The following is a 19,142-nucleotide window of genomic DNA, read 5'->3' on the forward strand; positions in this document are numbered from 1 at the left end:
TTGTTAATAAGAGGTCTTTGCAAAACCCGAAAAATTGAGCTTGTCATTGCGAGCCTGCGAAGCCTGCCTGCGCGGAGCCTTTCTGTATATGGCACCTGTGTAAAAAAGCTTCGGCATAGGCAGGCAATCTCCCGATTAAAGCTTCTAAAAGGAGATCGCCGCATTACATTTGCGATGACAGTAAGGTTTTGCAAAGACTTCAATAAATCGTTTAACAATCGGAATTAAATCAAGTATACAATATGAAAAGGGTACTTTTATACGGCATGTTGGTCATGTTATTTGTGTTGGGCATTGAAAGCCCGGCACTGGCACAGCAAGAAAATCACCAAAAACTGTATAAGCAGATCGATCAGCAGACCGAAGAAATTTTTGATCAGGTTGTTAAATGGCGGCGCCATTTTCACAAAAATCCGGAGCTGTCGAATAGGGAAGATGAAACTGCTGAGTATATAGCTGATTATTTGCGTGATCTGGGGATAAAAGTTGAAACAGGGGTGGCACATACCGGAGTAGTAGGAGTTTTGGAAGGAGGGAAAGACGGTCCGGTGGTAGGTTTGCGAGCTGATATTGATGCTCTCCCGGTTAAGGAGCGTGCCGATGTACCCTTCAAGTCTACGAAGACAACCACTTATCTTGGTAAAGAGGTGGGCGTAAGTCATGCCTGTGGACATGATACTCATATTGCTATGCTGATGGGGGCCGCAAAGATTCTTACTGATATGAAAGATGAGCTGCAGGGTACAGTGAAGTTTATCTTTCAGCCGGCCGAAGAGGGAGCCCCACCGGGTGAGGAAGGCGGAGCTGAATTAATGGTAAAAGAAGGGGTGTTGGAAAATCCTGATGTGGATGTAATCTTTGGCCAGCATATTAACTCACAAACAGAAGTGGGGAAAATTCGATATCGCCCCGAAGGGACGATGGCGGCATCCGATCGTTTTGTGATTACCGTGAAAGGGAAACAAACTCATGGATCTACACCGTGGACCGGTGTTGATCCTATTGTAACATCAGCAAAAATTATCGAAGGGTTACAATCTATAATCAGCCGGCAAACTGAACTTACTAAGGCTGCTGCGGTAATTTCTGTTGGTAAAATTGAGGCCGGAGTACGCAATAATATTATCCCGGAAGAAGCGGAGATGATTGGAACAATTCGCACGCTTGATACGGAGATGCAGGATATCATCCACAAAAAGATACGTCATGTAGCAACAAAGACGGCAGAAAGTATGGGCGCAACGGCTGAAGTGAAAATTGAGGAAGGATATCCGGTAACGTATAACGATCCGGAGCTTACCGAGCAGATGCTGCCGACCTTGCAGGGTATCGCTGGTTCAGAAGATGTGATTTTATCGGACGCTATTACCGGGGCTGAGGATTTTTCATTCTTTCAAAAAGAAGTGCCGGGCTTATACTGGTTTGTCGGTGGAATGCCTAAGGGAATGAATCCGTCCGAGGCCCCACCTCATCATACTCCTGATTTTTATATTGAGGAAGAAGGGATGAAGCTGGGCGTAAAATCAATGGTAGGACTCACTGTTGATTATATGAATCAATATGGTAATCAATAGTTGAATATTTAGCTCAGTACGTTTTTATATAAGTGAGTGTTATTCTTGTTGTAATGCTTAGGGTTGTAAATTTTTATTATCGCAACGCGTTTAGCGATTAAAAAGTAGTCTATGTGTCATCCTGAACTTGTTTCAGGATCTCGCAGGGAGAAGAAATATTGATAAATACGTTTCTTAGATCAACGATATAGTCCTTACGAGATCCCGGATCGGAGTCCGGGATGACACGGCAGGTATTGTCTTGGTTCTTGCCATCTAATCTAACCGCTAAATACGTTATCGCATTAGTCTTATATTGATTATTAAAAAATAACAACAAAAAGTATCTGAATTCGTATCTATAATAGTCTTATTGTGTGTGATATAAGCTATTAGAATTGACGATCAGTACCCGTATATTCCACCAAAATAAATTACTAATAAATATTATTTATTCTTGAATTATCAATCCCCGCAATACAGTCCTAATACGCAACTATCGATCTTTCCTCCGGCAGTTAAACACCTGCTGATTATCAATTTGCTGGCTTTTGTAGCATTAAGTACCCCAGTAGTGTCAGAGTATTTATTTACCTATGGAGCACTTTGGCCTATCGGTTCCGGACGTTTTGGTATTTGGCAGCTGGTCTCGTATATGTTTTTGCATGCCGGTTTTGGACATATCTTTTTTAATCTGTTTGCATTGTGGATGTTTGGTCAGGCTATCGAAAACTTTTGGGGTACCAATCGCTTTGTAATTTATTATTTTTTAACCGGTATTGGTGCTGCATTGCTACATATGCTGATTGGCGCCGGCGGTGCTCCTACTTTGGGTGCTTCGGGAGCTGTTTACGGAATTTTACTGGCATTTGGGATGATGTTTCCCAATCGCCCAATTATGCTTCTATTCCCGCCTATCCCAATAAAAGCCAAGTATTTTGTTGCTATTTTTGGTGCTATTGAACTCATTAGTGGATTAACAAGAGCTAACTCCGGAGTAGCACACTTTGCCCACTTGGGTGGGATGCTTGTAGGCTTTATCCTTATAAAATATTGGGGATTAAAAAGTGAAGAATCTTACTACTAACAGTATATTTTTTTGTTAACTTTACTCAATGCAGCAACAGCATTAATTGCGGATCACCAATATGTATAACGACACTTTCGGTAACTCAGTAAAGCGCGGTTATTGGGGATTGCCGGTGGCAATTCGTGTAATTATTACGATCAATGTAGCCGTTTTTATCATACAAACGCTGCTTAGTATCTTTAGTCCCGCCTATAGTAGTCTATTTATTGATGCATTTGCCTTTTATCCCGAGTGGCAGACGGCACTTTTTCAGCCGTGGAGAGCGGTAACCTACATGTTTTTGCATGGGGGCGCGTTTCATCTGCTTTTTAACATGCTTTGGCTCTGGTGGCTGGGTCGTTCGGTTGAAGAATCGATGGGACCTCGAACATTTTCGGTCCTCTTTTTTGGTGCCGGTATAGGTGGGGCGTTATTCAATATTATTGCGGCTCCGTTGCTGGGTTTTAATCCCGTTATTGGAGCATCTGGAGCTGTTTACGGCATTATGGTTGCATTTGCGATGCTTTATCCCACTATGCCTATTATGCTGATTTTCTTTCCTCCCATTCAGGCGCGTTATGTAGTAGCCGGACTTATTGCCATTGATGCCTTGCTGTTGGGATCATCAGACGGTACGGCCCGGATTGTCCACTTGGCCGGAGCAGGCATTGGCTATTTGCTGATGAAATACCATCGGCAGGGCAATGATTTAAGTCGCTGGATATTACCTGTTGAACAGTTTTGGTATCGATTGATGGGAATGTATCAAAAGAAAAAATCCCGCCCGAAAAACAAGAATATGCATTCCGTTTCTGATGTTGAAATTGTTGAGGAAACGGATCAATCTGAGCTCGACGCTATCTTGGAGAAAATTTCTCAAAAAGGATATGATGGTCTGACTGATAAGGAGAAACAAAAACTCTTTGAGCTTAGCAATAAGAATTAAATAAAAAATCTGAATGATTTTTACCGTACCTGTGGTTCATTAGGGTACGATCAGAAAAAGAAACAAAGATATTATGTCTCATATTAAACGAAGAGATTCTATTCAGGTAATGGTTGGAGATGTACCGGTAGGCGGTGGAGCGCCTATTGTGGTGCAGTCGATGACGAATACCGATACGTCTGATGTTGACGCAACGGTAGAGCAAATTAAGCACTTACATACAGAAGGGTCAGAAATTGTCCGTATCACCGTAAATAATGACGCTGCGGCAAAGGCTGTACCCAAAATTAAGGAAAAGCTGCTTGCCGATGATGTTACGGTACCAATTGTTGGTGACTTTCATTACAACGGTCACAAACTGCTGGTTGATTACCCCGAGGCAGCACAAGCCTTATCTAAATTTCGTATTAATCCCGGCAATACCGGAACTAAAACGCGGGATGAGAATTTTTGCACTATTGTAGAGCAAGCGATAAAACATGACAAGCCGGTGCGTATTGGCGTTAACTGGGGATCGCTCGATCAGAAGCTATTAGCAAAGAAAATGGATGCCAACAGTGAGCTTGAGGCTCCCAAGTCGTCTAAGCAGGTGATGCTGGACACCATGGTTGAGAGTGCACGGCGGTCTGCTGAGCTGGCCGAAAGTGTGGGACTCGCATCCAATAAAATTATTATCAGCTGTAAAATGTCGCATGTACAGGATGTTGTACATGTATACGAACGGATAGCCGAGCTGCTCGATTATCCGCTTCATGTGGGGCTTACCGAAGCAGGTATGGGTATGAAAGGAACCGTCTCAAGCACCGCTGCGCTGTCGGTATTATTGCAGCAGGGCATTGGCGATACTATCCGTGTTTCATTGACGCCTAAGCCTGGTGGAGATCGTGCTAAGGAGGTCCGAATCTGTCAACAGATTCTACAATCACTCGGCATCCGCAACTTTGTACCGCAAGTAACGGCATGTCCCGGCTGTGGACGTACAAACAGCACATATTTCCAGGAGCTTGCTGATGAAATTCAAGACTACCTGCGCGAAATGATGCCCATCTGGCGCGATGTTTATCCTGGAGTTGAAGAGATGAATGTTGCGGTTATGGGATGTGTGGTTAACGGTCCCGGTGAATCTCGCAATGCTAATATCGGAATTTCGCTGCCTGGTACATTTGAAGAGCCTAAAGCACCTGTTTATATGGACGGTGAGCACTATACTACGCTCCGCGGCGAAGGCATTGGCGAAGAATTCCGAAATATTTTGGATGATTATGTGATGCGAAATTATGGAAATACTAACGGGGAAGAGGAAAATGAACCGGTAGAAGAAAGTGCTTCTAAATAATTGCAATTATTTTTTCTGTGATGCCTAAAAGGAAGCTCTTTTACTTGTTTATTGTATTTGCTGTTGTTGTAAGTTCTGTTTCCTGTTCTGAGGAGCAGGATAAGAAAGTCGATCAACAGTATCTTAATTCACAAGAGTATTCTTCCTTTAAAAAGAATACAAATGAGGAATTAAAAAGTAACGACCATTCTGAAAATTTAGCGAATGATTTAGTCGAAATATCGGATTGTAGCTTTAGTGCTGCCTTACAATCTCCCTTTTCACTTGATTGGGAGGTTTTGGAGGGATTAAAAGCAAAAGCAGAATCATGTCATCTTGAAGAAGAAAATCAAAGATTAACACTGGTGGGCATACAATCTTTGGAGCAGCAAACGGTGCGTTGGTTTTTGTTAGAGCACCCGTCCGCTTATCGTGATGCAGAAGTTATCGTGGCAACCTTTAGCGGTAAAGAATTGCGAAGCTTTAATACCGTAGGAATATATGAGCAGATTCCGGCACGTAGCATCCAAACAGATATAACCGTGAATAGCAGAGGGAGTAATATTTTTATACGATCGAAGACTATTCGTGACATTAAGTATCCGTTAGAGCAAAAAAACACCATTACAGCCGAATATGAAATTGATGCCGAGGGTGGTATCAATGAATTGTGATAAATATATTTACCCCGCTTAATTCAATGAATAAAAGTTTTGAGATAATTTAACGTTATGAGTGTATTACAGAAAAGTATTATTTCGCTAGTAGCTTGTCTTAGTTTCCCGTTACTTCTTTTGGCCCAGCAAGATCTTGTGGATCAGAAACAGCGAGCAGATTCCCTTTATGAATCGTTTGAGGAAAAGCAGGCGCTGGGGATATACCGCAATATTCTGGAAGAAGAACCTGAAAATTATAAAGCGCTATGGCGGGCCAGTTTCTTATATTCCCGAATCGGTAATAGGTTGAATGATGAGGAAGATCAAAAAGAATATTTTAATCGTGGAATTGATCTTGCGGAACGGGCGCTGGATGTAGATTCAACTGATGCACAATCACATTTTGTGATGGCGGTGGCAATGGGACGTAAGGCACTTATATCGGGAGCTCGTGAACGTGTTGCCGCCTCACGTGCCATTAAAAAACATGTCGACAAAGCATTGGAATACGACGAAAAACATGCGGGAGCATGGCACGTACTTGGACGATGGCATTTTAAGGTCGCAAACTTAAGCTGGGTGGAACGCGCTGCGGCTAATACCTTATTTGGAGGTATTCCCGGTGATGCAAGTAATCAAAAGGCTGCTGATGCTATCCAAAAGGCTATAGATCTTAATGATAATAACATTTTGTACTACTATGATCTGGCTAAAGTGTACGAAGAGATGGGACAGGATCAACAGGCTGTGAAAGTATGTGAGAATGCGGTGGAGCTGGAAAGCCGAACCCCCGATGATCCCATGCTAAAAGAGCAATGCAGAAAACTTATCTTTGATCTGCAATAATTGTTATTTTAGGGGGTTTAAAGTGGACATTTGGTATTAGAACTTTGCATATCAGAATAATTAAGAATTTCAATTCTCAGTAAATAATGGAACGAATAGGTGTATTAACATCCGGTGGAGATGCCCCGGGTATGAATGCCGCCATACGTGCGGTCGTACGAACTTGTGTATACTACGATATAACTCCCTATGGAATTTATCAGGGCTATGAGGGTCTGATCCAGAATGATATTAAAAAAATGGATGCCGGCTCGGTAAAGCATATTATTCACCAGGGCGGGACAATTTTAAAATCTGCTCGCAGTCTTGATTTTAAAACGGAAAAAGGCATGAAAAAAGCCTGGGATAATATTCAGAAGCATCGGCTTGATGGTCTTGTGGTAATCGGCGGTGATGGTACGTTTACCGGCGCTATGGAATTTGGTGAGAAGTTTGGTTTACCTATTGTTGGGATTCCGGGAACCATCGACAACGATATTTACGGTACTGATTTTACAGTGGGATTTGATACGGCCGTAAATACGGTTGTTGAGGCCGTAGATAAAATTAGGGATACGGCAACCTCCCATAATCGGCTGTTTTTTATTGAGGTAATGGGTCGCGATGCCGGATTTATTGCCGTGTATTCAGGTATTGCCGCCGGTTCTGAAGAGGTCTTAATTCCCGAAGAAGATCGTGGTATCGAGAAGCTTTTTGAATCGCTGGCAAGAACATCAAAACGAAATAAAACATCACGGCTGGTTATTGTTGCAGAAGGAGATAACAATGGAAGTGTTTATGACCTTGAAGACAAGGTCAAGGAAGAGTTTGGAGATCGCTATGAGACGAAAGTAACTATTCTGGGGCACGTGCAGCGGGGGGGGCGTCCGAGCTGTGCCGACCGGGTATTAGCAAGCAGGCTTGGTGTGATTGCTGTTGAGGCATTGAAAGAAGGAAAAAAAGATATCATGGTTGGTATCCGTAATCGGGATATCCATTATACCGATTTTGAAAAGGCGACAAAGCAAAATCCCAAAATGGATAAAGAGCTGCTTCGTATCGCCGATATTATTTCAATATAAAATTTGTATGCTGATATAAAGTAATGGAACACCCTCACGATCACACATCAAATAATGGCAATTCTGTTGATACATTCTATCATGCACCGGAATGGTCTAAGCATGTAATCTGGTATCAAATTTTTCCCGAGCGCTTTCGTAATGGTGATCCTTCCAATGATCCGACACGCGAAAGAGTAGGCGGCCCCAAAGGATGGAAAATATCACCCTGGACCGGCGACTGGTACAAGCAGTCTGAATGGGAGAAATCATTGGGAGATTCGTTTCGCGATGGCGTTTTTAAGCGCCGTTACGGTGGTGATTTGCAGGGCGTTATCGATAAGCTGGATTATTTGCAAGAGTTGGGGATCAGCGGGATTTATCTAAATCCTGTTTTTGATGCGGTGTCTCTGCATAAGTACGATACCAGCCACTATCACCATATTGATCGTTTTTATGGGCCCGACCCTGAGGGCGATGTGAAAATTATGAAGCTGGAAGATCCCGAAGATCCTGATACATGGCAGTGGACATCAGCAGATAAGTTGTTTTTGAAGCTGATTGAAGAGGTCCATAATCGGGAGATGAGAATCATAATTGATGGAGTTTTTAACCACACGGGGACTGATTTTTGGGCGTTTCGGGATGTTAAAAAGTATCAGGATCAATCCAAATATAAGAACTGGTACTCCATTAATTCGTTTGCAGATGGCAACGGGCAGAAATTTGATTACGACGGCTGGTGGGGTGTAAAAAGTCTACCCGAATTAAAGGAAGTTGATGGCACGCTGGTAAAGCCCGTCCGGGAGCATATTTTTGCTATCACGCGTCGTTGGATGGATCCCGATGGAGATGGCGATCCGTCTGACGGAATTGACGGTTGGCGGTTGGATGTCCCCGAAGAAGTCGGGCAAAAGTTCTGGAAAGAATGGAATGCACTGGTACGGCGTATTAATCCCGAGGCGTATACGGTTGGAGAAATATGGACAGAGAAGGGCCGGGAATGGGTCAACGGTGAGCTATTTACCGCAGCTATGAATTATCCGTTTACCGAAGCGGTGCAGGAATATATGATTGACCAATCGGTGTCGGCTTCTGATTTTATGAAACGACTGCGATCTATAAGGGAAGGATTGCCGGAGGGGGCCGAGCTGGTGCAGCAAAATTTAATGGATAGTCACGATACGCCTCGACTGGCATCGATGATTGTAAATCCCGGTCGTGAATTTGATACCAAAACCAAGCCCGAGGAAAGATTTGACGTTCGTAAACCAACGCCCAAAGAGCGTCGCCTGCAAAGGCTCATTGCGTTGTTTCAATATACTTATGTGGGAGCTCCCATGATTTTTTACGGTACGGAAGCCGGTATGTGGGGAGCTGATGATCCCGATGACCGAAAACCGATGGTTTGGCCAGAGTTAGAGTATGACGATGAGAAAAATCATCCGCTTGATAAGGAACGACCCATTGATGAAAATTCATTTGATGAGGAATTGTTTAACTGGTACAAGAAATTAGGTGAGATCAGGAATAAGCATTTAGCATTACGCAAAGGTAAATTTCAAGAATTACTTACCAAAAATGATGCTGATGTATTTGTTTTTGCCCGTTTTTTGAATAAACATATGTTTTGTTTGGTGGCTGTTAACCGCTCAGATCAGACGCGGAAAATAAGAATACCTCTTGATCATTTTGAAGTTGAAGAAGGGAAGCATCTTGAAAATATTATTACCGGTAATCGAGCTGAGGTAGTAAATAGCGAAACTGTAATTACGCTTCCGCCCATTGCCGGTGCGGTATTATCCCCCGAAGAAAATTAATTATGCGTATTGATCCTAAGTACTTTAACACTTTTTTGCTTATTGTAGCCGTTGTGGCTGCTTCCCTGATCGCCTATTTTATTGTTAGTAATCGTACGTCCGAAAAATCTGATTTTAAGCAGCGCATGTTTGCCCAGGATTCACTTCAAACAACCTGGTGGAATAATGTACAATCAGGTGATAGCGTAAAAGTATCCGATTTTGAAGGCGCATATATTGTATTGGATTTGTGGTCGAACTGGTCGGATGCTTCGCTGAAATCACATACCGAACTGGCCCAAATAAAGCGAGAATATCCTGATGAAATGGAGGTGTTGGCAGCTGCTGTGGGACTTCAAAAAAAGGAGGTGGAGCAGTATATACAGAAACATCAATTTCCCTTTCATTTTGTGGCAGGATCAAGACAGTTTTCGGAGTTCAACATGCCGGGATTACCCGTTCAATTTGTGTATGATCAACAACTTGACCTTAAACATGTGTTCTTGGGATATTCGGATGATCGACAATACGATAGCTTGCGGGTGCTTATAAAAGATGGAAACCAGCAATAAATGGCTCATTTTTGATGGTAAGATTACTCCGGCGGACCAGCCGGTTGTACCCGCGGTTTCTCGAGGACTGATGTACGGCGATGGCGTTTTTGACACACTCCGAACCTATAAGGGCAAAACCTTTCTCCTTAAAGATCATCTTACTCGCTTGCATGCAGGAATGCGTATGTTGGGGATGCAAGTTGAATCTGAATTAGAGACTGAAGCAATCAAAGAGCAGCTAAGGAAACTCCTGGAAAAGCAGCATCTGACACATAATGATGCTATTATTCGTTTGCAGGTGTGGCGGGATGGGCAGCGGGGCTATCATCCACAAGGCAACAGTAGCACACATTACTCTATCACCGCTTCGACCTGTCCGGAGGATTTTGCTCTACCAAAATTAGCTACTGTCGATCAAAGACGCATTCCCTCTCAATCGATGCCATCATCGGCAAAGTTTACCAACGGAATTAATTATATTCTGGCTGCGCAGCAAGCCGCTGAGAAGGGAGGGGATGATGCCCTGATGCAAACGATCGATGGATTTATTTCGGAGACAACCATCGCCAATCTTTTTTGGATTAAGGGTGATATGATTTTTACTCCCGATAAAGAATGTGATCTTATTCCCGGGATCACCCGAAAAGTTGTTTTGGATATAATAGAAGAAAATGGTCAATGGGAATGTCAAAAGGGCAAATATTCCCTTGATCATCTTTTAGAGGCCGATGCCGTGTGGATATGCAACTCAGTTCGAGAGGTTTTAGCTGTAGAAAAAATTGATCATCACAATTTTGATATTGATCATCCTGCCATAGACGAATTACAAAATCGGTATACTGCATTACGTCGAACTAATGCAAAACTGCTAAGATAGAAATGGGGATGCCTGATCTGCTTACATTGACACGGTATTTTGCCTCCCAAGGCGATGTAATTTTATTACATTCGCAGTCTAAAGATCACCCTTCATCACGATTTTCGTATTTAGCAGCACAGCCAGAGGCAATAATTAAAGCGCATGACGATCATATTTCAGAAATTAAGGGCAGTGAAAAACAGCAGTATAATCAAAATCCATGGGAAGCCTTACAAGCGTTTCGTAAACGAATAGATAACTGGTTGTTTGGGTATTTGGGATATGATTTAAAGAATCATACCGAGCAGCTAAATTCCTTGAATACTGACCCGGTAGGTGCTCCGGATATGTATTTTATGGTGCCCGAATTTTTGTTGCGATACGATCATCAATCCGAAAAGGGAGAGCTTATTATAGGAGATATGCCCAGGGAAGGTGAAATTGATCAGCGCTATTCTGTAACGGAAGAATGTGAGCTTGAAAACCTAAGGGCTCAGACAAGCCGGCAGTCTTATATTCAAAAAATAAGAAAGTCACAATCTATGATTACCAATGGTGACTTTTACGAAATCAACCTTTCGCACCAGATGAAAGCACCTTTTAAAGGTTCTGCACTGCAGTTATTTAAAAAGATGCGTGAAGTAGGTCCAGTACCGTTTGGAAGCTTTTTACAACTTGATGACTTGTCGATTTGCTGCCAGTCACCGGAGCGATTTCTTCGAAAGGAGGGAAGCACTGTATATTCGCAGCCAATTAAAGGGACATCAAAACGGGGGGAATCCACTTATGAAGATGACTCCTTAAAGAAAGAGTTGATTACATCAGAGAAAGAACGGGCCGAGAATCTGATGATCGTTGATTTGGTTCGTAATGACTTAAGCAAAATTGCGAAAAGGGGAACGGTAAAAGTCTCCGAACTTTTCGCTATCCAGTCATTCGGTACGGTGCACCAAATGGTATCTACCGTTGTTGCCGAAACAAAGGAGAAAGATCCTGTAAATATTCTCCGGGCCTGCTTCCCAATGGGCTCAATGACAGGAGCTCCTAAAATTAGTGTTATGAAATCAATAGAAAAACTTGAGGATTATAAGAGGGGCATATACTCCGGTGCCATAGGATATATAACGCCTGCCGGAGATTTTGATTTTAATGTTGTTATTCGGACAGCAATCATTAAAAACAAGAATTTGCATTATTCAGTTGGGGGTGCAATTACCGGCGATTCAGATCCCGAGAAAGAATGGGAGGAAACAAAAATTAAAGCTCGCGCGCTCTTGCATGCATTTGAGAAATCTGCAAAAGAGTAAGGACGTTTAATAAATACCGTTATACGCCTCTGAAGGCTTATTAATGGTATAAAAATGAGAAGTTGCGAAATCCTTGAAATTAGTTATTATTAGAAATGTAAGCCCTTACATTTTTTACATTAACTGTCATTTTTAATCAGGATTTCTGAGGAATAAACAATTGGCTGGAAGTACAATATATGACATTGCAAAAAAAGCAGGTGTGAGCATAGCCACTGTTTCACGTGTTGTTAACAATAATGAAGGTATTGCAGATAAAACAAGAGAGAAAGTTTTAAAAGTAGCCGATGAGCTTGGGTATTATCCGCAAGCTTATGCACAGGGACTGGCCCGTAAGAAAAAGAATATTATTATGGTGGTGGTGCCGGTATTGTCCAACTACTTTTTTATGGAGGTATTGGCAGGTATCCAGGATGAAATATCCAACTACAACTATGATCTGAATATTTTTAATGTGCAAAGCAATGGGAAAGATAACATGTTTCCCCAGGTAGAGAATATTATCAAGCGCCAGTGGGCTGATGGATATCTTTTTATTTCGACACATCTGCGAGATACCGAGCTCGAGCAGCTGCAAAATTACGATATGCCGATTACGCTTATTGATGAATCTTATCCCGGGATGGATTCTGTTTCCGTTGATAATGATGAAGGCATTGAAAAAGCAATGCATTACTTCCTGGATAATGGGATAACGCGCATTGCCATAATCAGTGCCATGAAGACCTCAAAACCCGGCAGGCAGCGTATAGAGGGTTATAAAAAAGCACTTAATGAAGCGGGTGTTGATGTTGAAGAGGATCTGATCGTAACAGGAGATTCTATGTATCGCGATGGCTTTTCGGAGCAGAACGGCTATGAGGCCATGATAAAACTGTTGGAGCTGCCAAATCCGCCGGAGGCCTGTTTCTGTACCTCTGATATACAGGCTGTGGGAGCTATGAAAGCGATGGAAGAAAAAGGAGTTCAGATACCTATTATAGGCTATGACGATATAACGATTTCGAATTTTATAGGCCTTTCCACCATTCGTCAGCCAATGTATGATATGGGTGCGCTGGCGACTAAAAAACTTATGAAAAGGATGAAGAATAGAGAAGCCAAGCCTGAGCATAAGGTTTTTGCACCGGAGCTGATCTTGCGATCCTCTACAGAAACAGATGTAAAAGAAGAAGCCTGATAAATATTTCGTTTTGTTGTTCAGAAAGTAAATATTCAAAATATTTTTGATTTATGATCAAACCTGACGCATGTATTTTTGATTTGGACGGCGTTATTGTTGAAACATCAGATGCTCATTTTAAAGCTTGGCAGCGCCTTGCTGAATCTCTGGGAATCTCCTTTGGTGAGGAATTTAATGAACAGCTCAAAGGGGTAAGTCGACGAAAATCAATAGAAAAGATTTTAGCTATTGATGATCGGGAATTACCCGAGGCAGAAATACAGCGACTAATGGATAAAAAGAATGGCTGGTATCAGGATGCTATTGCCGAATTAACTCCTGATGATATTCTTGAGGGTGTGCCCGAATTTTTAGAAACATTGCAAGAGATGGAGATCCCCTTGGGAATTGGATCATCCAGCAAAAATGCACAATACATTATGGATTATCTGCAGCTCAATGACACTTTTGAAGTAATTATTGATGGTACCAAAGTGGAAAACACAAAACCTGATCCAGAAGTATTTCTGAAAGGTGCAAAAGCATTGAGTGCCGATCCCTCAAACACCATTGTTTTTGAAGATGCGGCTTCGGGCGTGGAGGCGGCCAATAATGGTCAATTTATAAGTGTAGGCGTTGGTTCCGAAGAATATTTGGGGGATGCTGATCTCGTAATTCCCAATTTTATTGGCCTGACGCCTGAAAAATTATTCAAACAACTTAATGACAATTAACGAATAAGTAGCAAGATTTCGATCTAAAATTATGATTTATGGATAAGTATCTGGAAACTGACGAATGGAAAATTATTGAAGAAGGTTTTGATCCGGAGCGCCAGCGCTCATCAGAAAGTATTTTCAGTATTGGCAACGGACATATGGGGCAGCGGGCCAATTTTGAAGAGCATTACAGTGGTGACTCGCTTCAGGGCAGCTATATAGGGGGAATCTATTATCCCGATCCCACAAAGGTAGGATGGTGGAAAAACGGTTATCCGGACTATTTTGCCAAAGTACTCAACTCTGTTAATTGGATTGGTATTGATATCCATATCAACGGTGAGCAGTTAGATCTGGCAAAATGTACAGTCACGGAGTTTACCAGAACCCTGGATATGAAACAGGGATTATTGCAGCGCAGCTTTGTTGCCGAGTTACAAAACGGAAATAAAATTGCGGTGGAAGCGTGCCGATTTGTAAGTATGGAGCGAGCCGAGGTTGGAGCGATTGAATATAGGATCAAGGCGCTAAATTTTTCCGGGACTATTATGCTAACGCCCTATATTAATGGGGAAGTATATAACGAAGACGCCAATTATGATGAGATATTTTGGGATGAGGGAACTCAGGATTCTTTTAAAGATGGCGGCGTGGTAACAACGCAAACGAAAAAACTCGATTTTCATGTTGCGGCGGCTATGAAAAATACCATCCAAAAAAATGGAGAGTCGCTGGATCTTAGTACAACAGCTTCTGTCTCTTCGATGTATGTTGACCAATCATATGAAATTTCGGTTGAAGAAAATGAAGAAGTACAACTTCACAAGTATGCAGTAATTGCTTCTTCTTTAAATCATGATCGTAAGCGCTTACATGATCATGTTAAAGAAGCAGTAGGTGATACAGCGAAAGTCGGTTATCAACAATTGAAGAAGGAGCATATTGACCGCTGGCACAATATATGGAAAGGCAGCGACGTGGATATCGAAGGGGATAAGGATGCCCAACAGGGGATTCGATTCAATATTTTCCAGTTGTACCAAACCTATACCGGTGAAGATGAACGCCTGAACATTGGTCCCAAAGGATTTACAGGCGAAAAATATGGTGGATGCACATATTGGGATACTGAAGCTTACTGCCTGCCTTTTTATTTGAATACGGCTCCCAATGAGGTGGCTCGACAACTGTTATGGTATCGCTATCGACATCTGCCAAAAGCGATTGAAAATGCTGAAAAGCTCGGCTTTACCGATGGGGCAGCGCTGTATCCGATGGTAACGATGAACGGTGAGGAGTGCCATAACGAATGGGAAATTACATTTGAGGAAGTCCACCGCAACGGTGCCATTGCTTATGCTATTTATAACTATATCCGTCATACCGGCGATGATTCGTATCTCAAAGAAGCCGGGCTTGAGGTGTTGATTGCTATTTCACGATTTTGGAGCCAGCGGTTTAACTTTTCAGAAAAGCGTCAGAAATATGTAATGCTGGGCGTTACCGGACCTAACGAGTATGAAAACAACATCAATAATAACTGGTACACCTCGTACATCGCCTGCTGGTGTATGCGTTATACGATGGAATCCATTGAAAAAGTCCGCGACGAATCGCCGGAACGGTTTAAGGAAATCAGACAAAAGACTTCGTATAAAGATGCCGAAACTGAACGCTGGAAAGATATTCTCGATCGCGTTTATCTCGGAGAAGATGAAGATCTGGGGATTTTCCTGCAGCAGGATAACTACCTGGATAAAGTTCAGCGAATGGCCAGTGACTTGGATAAGAGCGAACGTCCTATTAACCAGCACTGGTCGTGGGATCGCATCCTGCGTTCCTGTTTTATTAAGCAGGGTGACGTAGTACAGGGACTGTACTTCTTCGAGGATCACTTTGACGAAGATACCATTCGTCGCAATTTCGATTTTTACGAGCCCCGAACGGTGCACGAATCATCGCTTTCGCCCTGTATTCACGCTATAATTGCCTCAAAGCTTGGTTATAATGACAAGGCCTATCAGCTGTATTTACGCACCGCACGACTCGATCTAGACGATTATAACAAGGAGGTCCACCAGGGATTACATATCACGAGTATGGCCGGAACCTGGATGTCTATCGTAGAGGGATTTGCCGGAAAACGTGCTAAAGAAGGACAACTGCATTTTTCACCATCACTCCCTGAAGGATGGAAGGCCTATTCATTTAAGATTCTGCACAAAGGCAATCGACTCAATGTTCGGATTGAACCGGAACAGGTTATTATTACTTGTGAGAAGGGCAGTGGATCAACATGTTATGTTTATGGAGATAAATACGAGATATCTCAAGATAAAGAAGTCGTAATATCAGCACCCGTAGTGAGCAAATAACATATTTTAAGATCAACAAAAATCATACTGCAATGAATAATCGTTCACCATTTTATACCAGAATACTACCGCTCGTTTTACTGCTTTCCCTATCGCTAATGACGTTGGGATGCACTGAATCGATAGAAGAGGATGTTCAGGCCCGAAATCATATTGAACATCCCGAATGGTCGAAAAATGCCAACATGTATGAGGTTAACATCCGTCAATATACCGAAGAGGGTACCTTTAAAGCGTTTGAAGAGCATATTCCGCGACTCAAGGAAATGGGTGTTGATATCCTTTGGCTGATGCCTATTCATCCTATTGGAGAAGAAAAACGCAAAGGCGAGCTCGGAAGCTATTACTCTATCAAGGATTACAAAGCGGTGAATCCCAATTTCGGGACTATGCAGGATTTTAAGGATCTGGTTGAGACGACTCATAAACATGACATGAAACTCTTTTTGGACTGGGTGCCAAACCATACTGCGTGGGATCACGAGTGGATAGACGAACATCCCGAGTATTATATGAAAGATTCTACCGGAGCGATTACCTATGAGGCCGACTGGACCGATATTGCACAGCTCAATTACGAAAACAAGGAACTCTGGGATAAGATGATTGACCGAATGAAGTACTGGATTGACGAAGCAAATATCGATGGCTATCGCGTGGATCATGCGGGGCATGATATTCCACTGGAATTCTGGAAGAAGGCTATTCCTGAGGTTAACGAGTCAAAAGAAGATTTCTTCTGGCTGGCCGAATGGAATACACCCGACATGCATCCCTGGTTTGATGCCACTTACACTTGGGAATATTTTCATTTGACTACTGATATTGCCAAAGGAGAAGCTTCCTTGGATGAGATTACCAAACTGATGGCTCAGGAGGAAGAGCGCTTTCCAGCTCATGCTTATCGACTCTATTTTACTTCCAATCACGATGAAAACTCATGGAATGGGACGGACGAAGAACTTTTTGGTGATAATTTTGAAAACTTTGCTGTGATGGCTGCTACTATCGATGGCATGCCGCTGGTTTACAGTGGACAGGAGACCGGACTCGATAAGCGGCTTGAGTTTTTTAAGAAAGATACCATCAATTGGGATGGCTACGAATATGAGGATTTCTACCGCACTTTATTTGAGCTCAAAGATCGCAACGAAGCGCTCTGGAATGGTCAGTATGGAGGTGAATTTGTAGCAGTGCCGACCGAGTCAGGGGGACAAACGTATGCCTATAAACGGGTAAAAGGGGATCAGGAAGTTTTTGTGATTCTTAATTTTGAAGATAGCGAGCAGAATATTTCGTTCCCGAACCTTGACGATTCAGCAGATTATTCCGATGTATTTAGCGGAGAAGACATTACCGTGGATAGTGAAGGAGTGACGCTCGATGCTCATAGTTATTTGGTGCTTGAGAAGTGATTCCGATTCCAAATACGCTAATCTGATACCCTAAAAATGACGCTATGAATAAGGAAAATGAAAAGCCGAAGCTAAGTTTCTGGGAAATATGGAATATGAGTTTTGGATTTTTGGGCATACAGTTTGGTTTTGCTCTCCAAAACGCCAATGTCAGTCGTATCTTCGAAACGCTCGGTGCCAGTGTTGATGATATACCCATTCTCTGGATTGCCGCTCCCGTCACGGGTTTGGTGGTACAACCGATAATTGGTCATCTTAGTGATAAAACCTGGAATAGTCTCGGACGTCGAAGACCGTATTTCTTGTTTGGAGCTATTTTTGCCTCACTGGCACTTATTATTATGCCCAATTCGCCCGTGCTATGGGTAGCGGCCGGCATGCTCTGGATCATGGATGCATCTATTAATATTTCCATGGAGCCGTTTCGTGCTTTTGTAGGCGATATGCTGCCTGCCGATCAACATACTAAAGGTTTTGCCATGCAGACCTTTTTTATCGGTACGGGAGCTGTTATTGCATCGGCATTGCCTTATATAATGACAAACTGGGTGGGGTTAGCAAATACCGCTGCTCCCGGTGAAATTCCGCCGGCTGTACAGTGGTCATTTTACATCGGTGCTGCTACGTTCCTGGGAGCTGTTTTATGGACTGTATGGACTACCGAAGAGTATCCGCCCGAAGAACTTGAGCGGTATTCCAAAAATGAGCCTGGAGAAGGTTCAATTATTGATGCAGCTAAAAAGGGAGAGATTGATACGGGAAATGCAAAGCGTAAATATACCATAGGTTTAATTTTAGTCGCTGTTGGACTTGCTTTAACCTATTATATTTATGGGGCCTCTTTTGAGCAAGAGCTATATATATTCAGTATTGGTGTAGCCGTATTCGGGTTAGTTATGGTCGTGGCGGGTTTCATGCAGCAAGTGCTCAACAAAGATGAACATGGACTGGTTGTTGTGGTCTCCGATTTTTTAAGTATGCCCAAGACCATGATTCAGCTTTCTGCCGTACAGTTCTTTTCCTGGTTTGCCCTTTTTGCCATGTGGATCTATACCACTGCAGCTGTAACTTCGCACGTATATGGTACCAGTGATACTACGTCTGTGCTCTATAATGAAGGTGCTGATTGGGTGGGAATACTGTTTGCTATATATAACGGTTTTGCTGCAATTATAGCTTTTGCACTTCCATATTTTGCAAAACTGTCAAGCCGTAAGATAGTACATGCAGTTTCATTGTTGATTGGTGGAGCAAGTCTGGCAAGTATCTATTTAATAACCGACCCTATGATGCTTATTTTGCCGATGCTGGGAATTGGTGTTGCCTGGGGCAGTATACTGGCGATGCCATATGCTATTCTTTCGGGTGCAATACCAGCCAAAAAGATGGGTATTTATATGGGATTGTTTAATTTCTTTATCGTGATTCCCCAAATTGTAGCGGCTAGTATTTTGGGTACCATGCTCAGAAATCTTTTTAACGGCGAAGCAATTTTTGCCCTTATAGCAGGAGGGGGAGCAATGGCAT

General features: G+C 42.6%; 16 protein-coding genes. All 16 read left to right on the forward strand.

The features are described from left to right. The first annotated feature begins 242 nt into the window (after positions 1-242). Entirely contained in the window at positions 243-1,574 is a 1,332-nt protein-coding gene (locus tag U5J89_RS05995; protein ID WP_322574702.1) for an amidohydrolase, read from the forward strand. Positions 1,575-2,010: 436 nt separating this feature from the next. Then, positions 2,011-2,640 (forward strand): rhomboid family intramembrane serine protease, encoded by a 630-nt coding sequence (locus U5J89_RS06000; protein ID WP_322574703.1) that lies wholly within the window; start codon positions 2,011-2,013, stop codon positions 2,638-2,640. 61 nt (positions 2,641-2,701) lie between these two features. Further along, positions 2,702-3,568 (forward strand): rhomboid family intramembrane serine protease, encoded by an 867-nt coding sequence (locus tag U5J89_RS06005; RefSeq protein ID WP_322574704.1) that lies wholly within the window; start codon positions 2,702-2,704, stop codon positions 3,566-3,568. 73 nt (positions 3,569-3,641) lie between these two features. Further along, complete coding sequence (gene ispG, locus U5J89_RS06010; RefSeq protein WP_322574705.1) at positions 3,642-4,904, forward strand: flavodoxin-dependent (E)-4-hydroxy-3-methylbut-2-enyl-diphosphate synthase; 1,263 nt, start codon at positions 3,642-3,644, stop codon at positions 4,902-4,904. A 20-nt stretch (positions 4,905-4,924) separates the two neighbouring features. Beyond that, the gene (locus U5J89_RS06015; protein WP_322574706.1) at positions 4,925-5,557 is read left to right on the forward strand and encodes a hypothetical protein; all 633 of its coding nucleotides are present in this window, start codon (positions 4,925-4,927) and stop codon (positions 5,555-5,557) included. A gap of 57 nt (positions 5,558-5,614) precedes the next feature. Next, positions 5,615-6,385 (forward strand): tetratricopeptide repeat protein, encoded by a 771-nt coding sequence (locus U5J89_RS06020; RefSeq protein WP_322574707.1) that lies wholly within the window; start codon positions 5,615-5,617, stop codon positions 6,383-6,385. An 86-nt stretch (positions 6,386-6,471) separates the two neighbouring features. Further along, a complete protein-coding gene (gene pfkA / locus U5J89_RS06025; RefSeq protein ID WP_322574708.1) occupies positions 6,472-7,446 on the forward strand; it encodes a 6-phosphofructokinase in 975 nt (324 codons plus the stop codon). Positions 7,447-7,469: 23 nt separating this feature from the next. Then, positions 7,470-9,245, forward strand: coding sequence for a glycoside hydrolase family 13 protein (locus U5J89_RS06030; RefSeq protein WP_322574709.1), 1,776 nt, complete (start codon positions 7,470-7,472; stop codon positions 9,243-9,245). Between the two features lie 2 nt (positions 9,246-9,247). Continuing rightward, positions 9,248-9,796: a hypothetical protein gene (locus U5J89_RS06035; protein ID WP_322574710.1), complete on the forward strand. Its 549-nt coding sequence runs from the start codon at positions 9,248-9,250 to the stop codon at positions 9,794-9,796. Beyond that, positions 9,780-10,655, forward strand: a complete 876-nt coding sequence (locus U5J89_RS06040) for an aminotransferase class IV (protein WP_322574711.1) — start codon at positions 9,780-9,782, stop codon at positions 10,653-10,655. Before U5J89_RS06035 ends, U5J89_RS06040 begins: the two co-directional genes overlap by 17 nt. 8 nt (positions 10,656-10,663) lie before the next feature. Next, positions 10,664-11,944 carry an aminodeoxychorismate synthase component I gene (gene pabB, locus U5J89_RS06045; RefSeq protein WP_322574712.1) on the forward strand — a complete coding sequence of 427 codons (1,281 nt, stop codon included), beginning with the start codon at positions 10,664-10,666 and terminating at the stop codon, positions 11,942-11,944. A 160-nt stretch (positions 11,945-12,104) separates the two neighbouring features. Next, complete coding sequence (locus U5J89_RS06050) at positions 12,105-13,124, forward strand: LacI family DNA-binding transcriptional regulator (RefSeq protein ID WP_322574713.1); 1,020 nt, start codon at positions 12,105-12,107, stop codon at positions 13,122-13,124. A 53-nt stretch (positions 13,125-13,177) separates the two neighbouring features. After that, a complete protein-coding gene (gene pgmB, locus U5J89_RS06055; RefSeq protein ID WP_322574714.1) occupies positions 13,178-13,840 on the forward strand; it encodes a beta-phosphoglucomutase in 663 nt (220 codons plus the stop codon). Positions 13,841-13,878: 38 nt separating this feature from the next. Then, positions 13,879-16,200 (forward strand): family 65 glycosyl hydrolase domain-containing protein, encoded by a 2,322-nt coding sequence (locus U5J89_RS06060; protein ID WP_322574715.1) that lies wholly within the window; start codon positions 13,879-13,881, stop codon positions 16,198-16,200. Between the two features lie 32 nt (positions 16,201-16,232). Further along, positions 16,233-17,615, forward strand: coding sequence for an alpha-amylase family glycosyl hydrolase (locus U5J89_RS06065; protein WP_322574716.1), 1,383 nt, complete (start codon positions 16,233-16,235; stop codon positions 17,613-17,615). 44 nt (positions 17,616-17,659) lie between these two features. Continuing rightward, positions 17,660-19,142: MFS transporter (locus U5J89_RS06070; RefSeq protein WP_322574717.1), on the forward strand; the 1,483-nt coding region annotated here is incomplete at its 3' end.

The organism is Fodinibius sp., assembly GCF_034521915.1.
Taxonomy (GTDB): domain Bacteria; phylum Bacteroidota; class Rhodothermia; order Balneolales; family Balneolaceae; genus Fodinibius.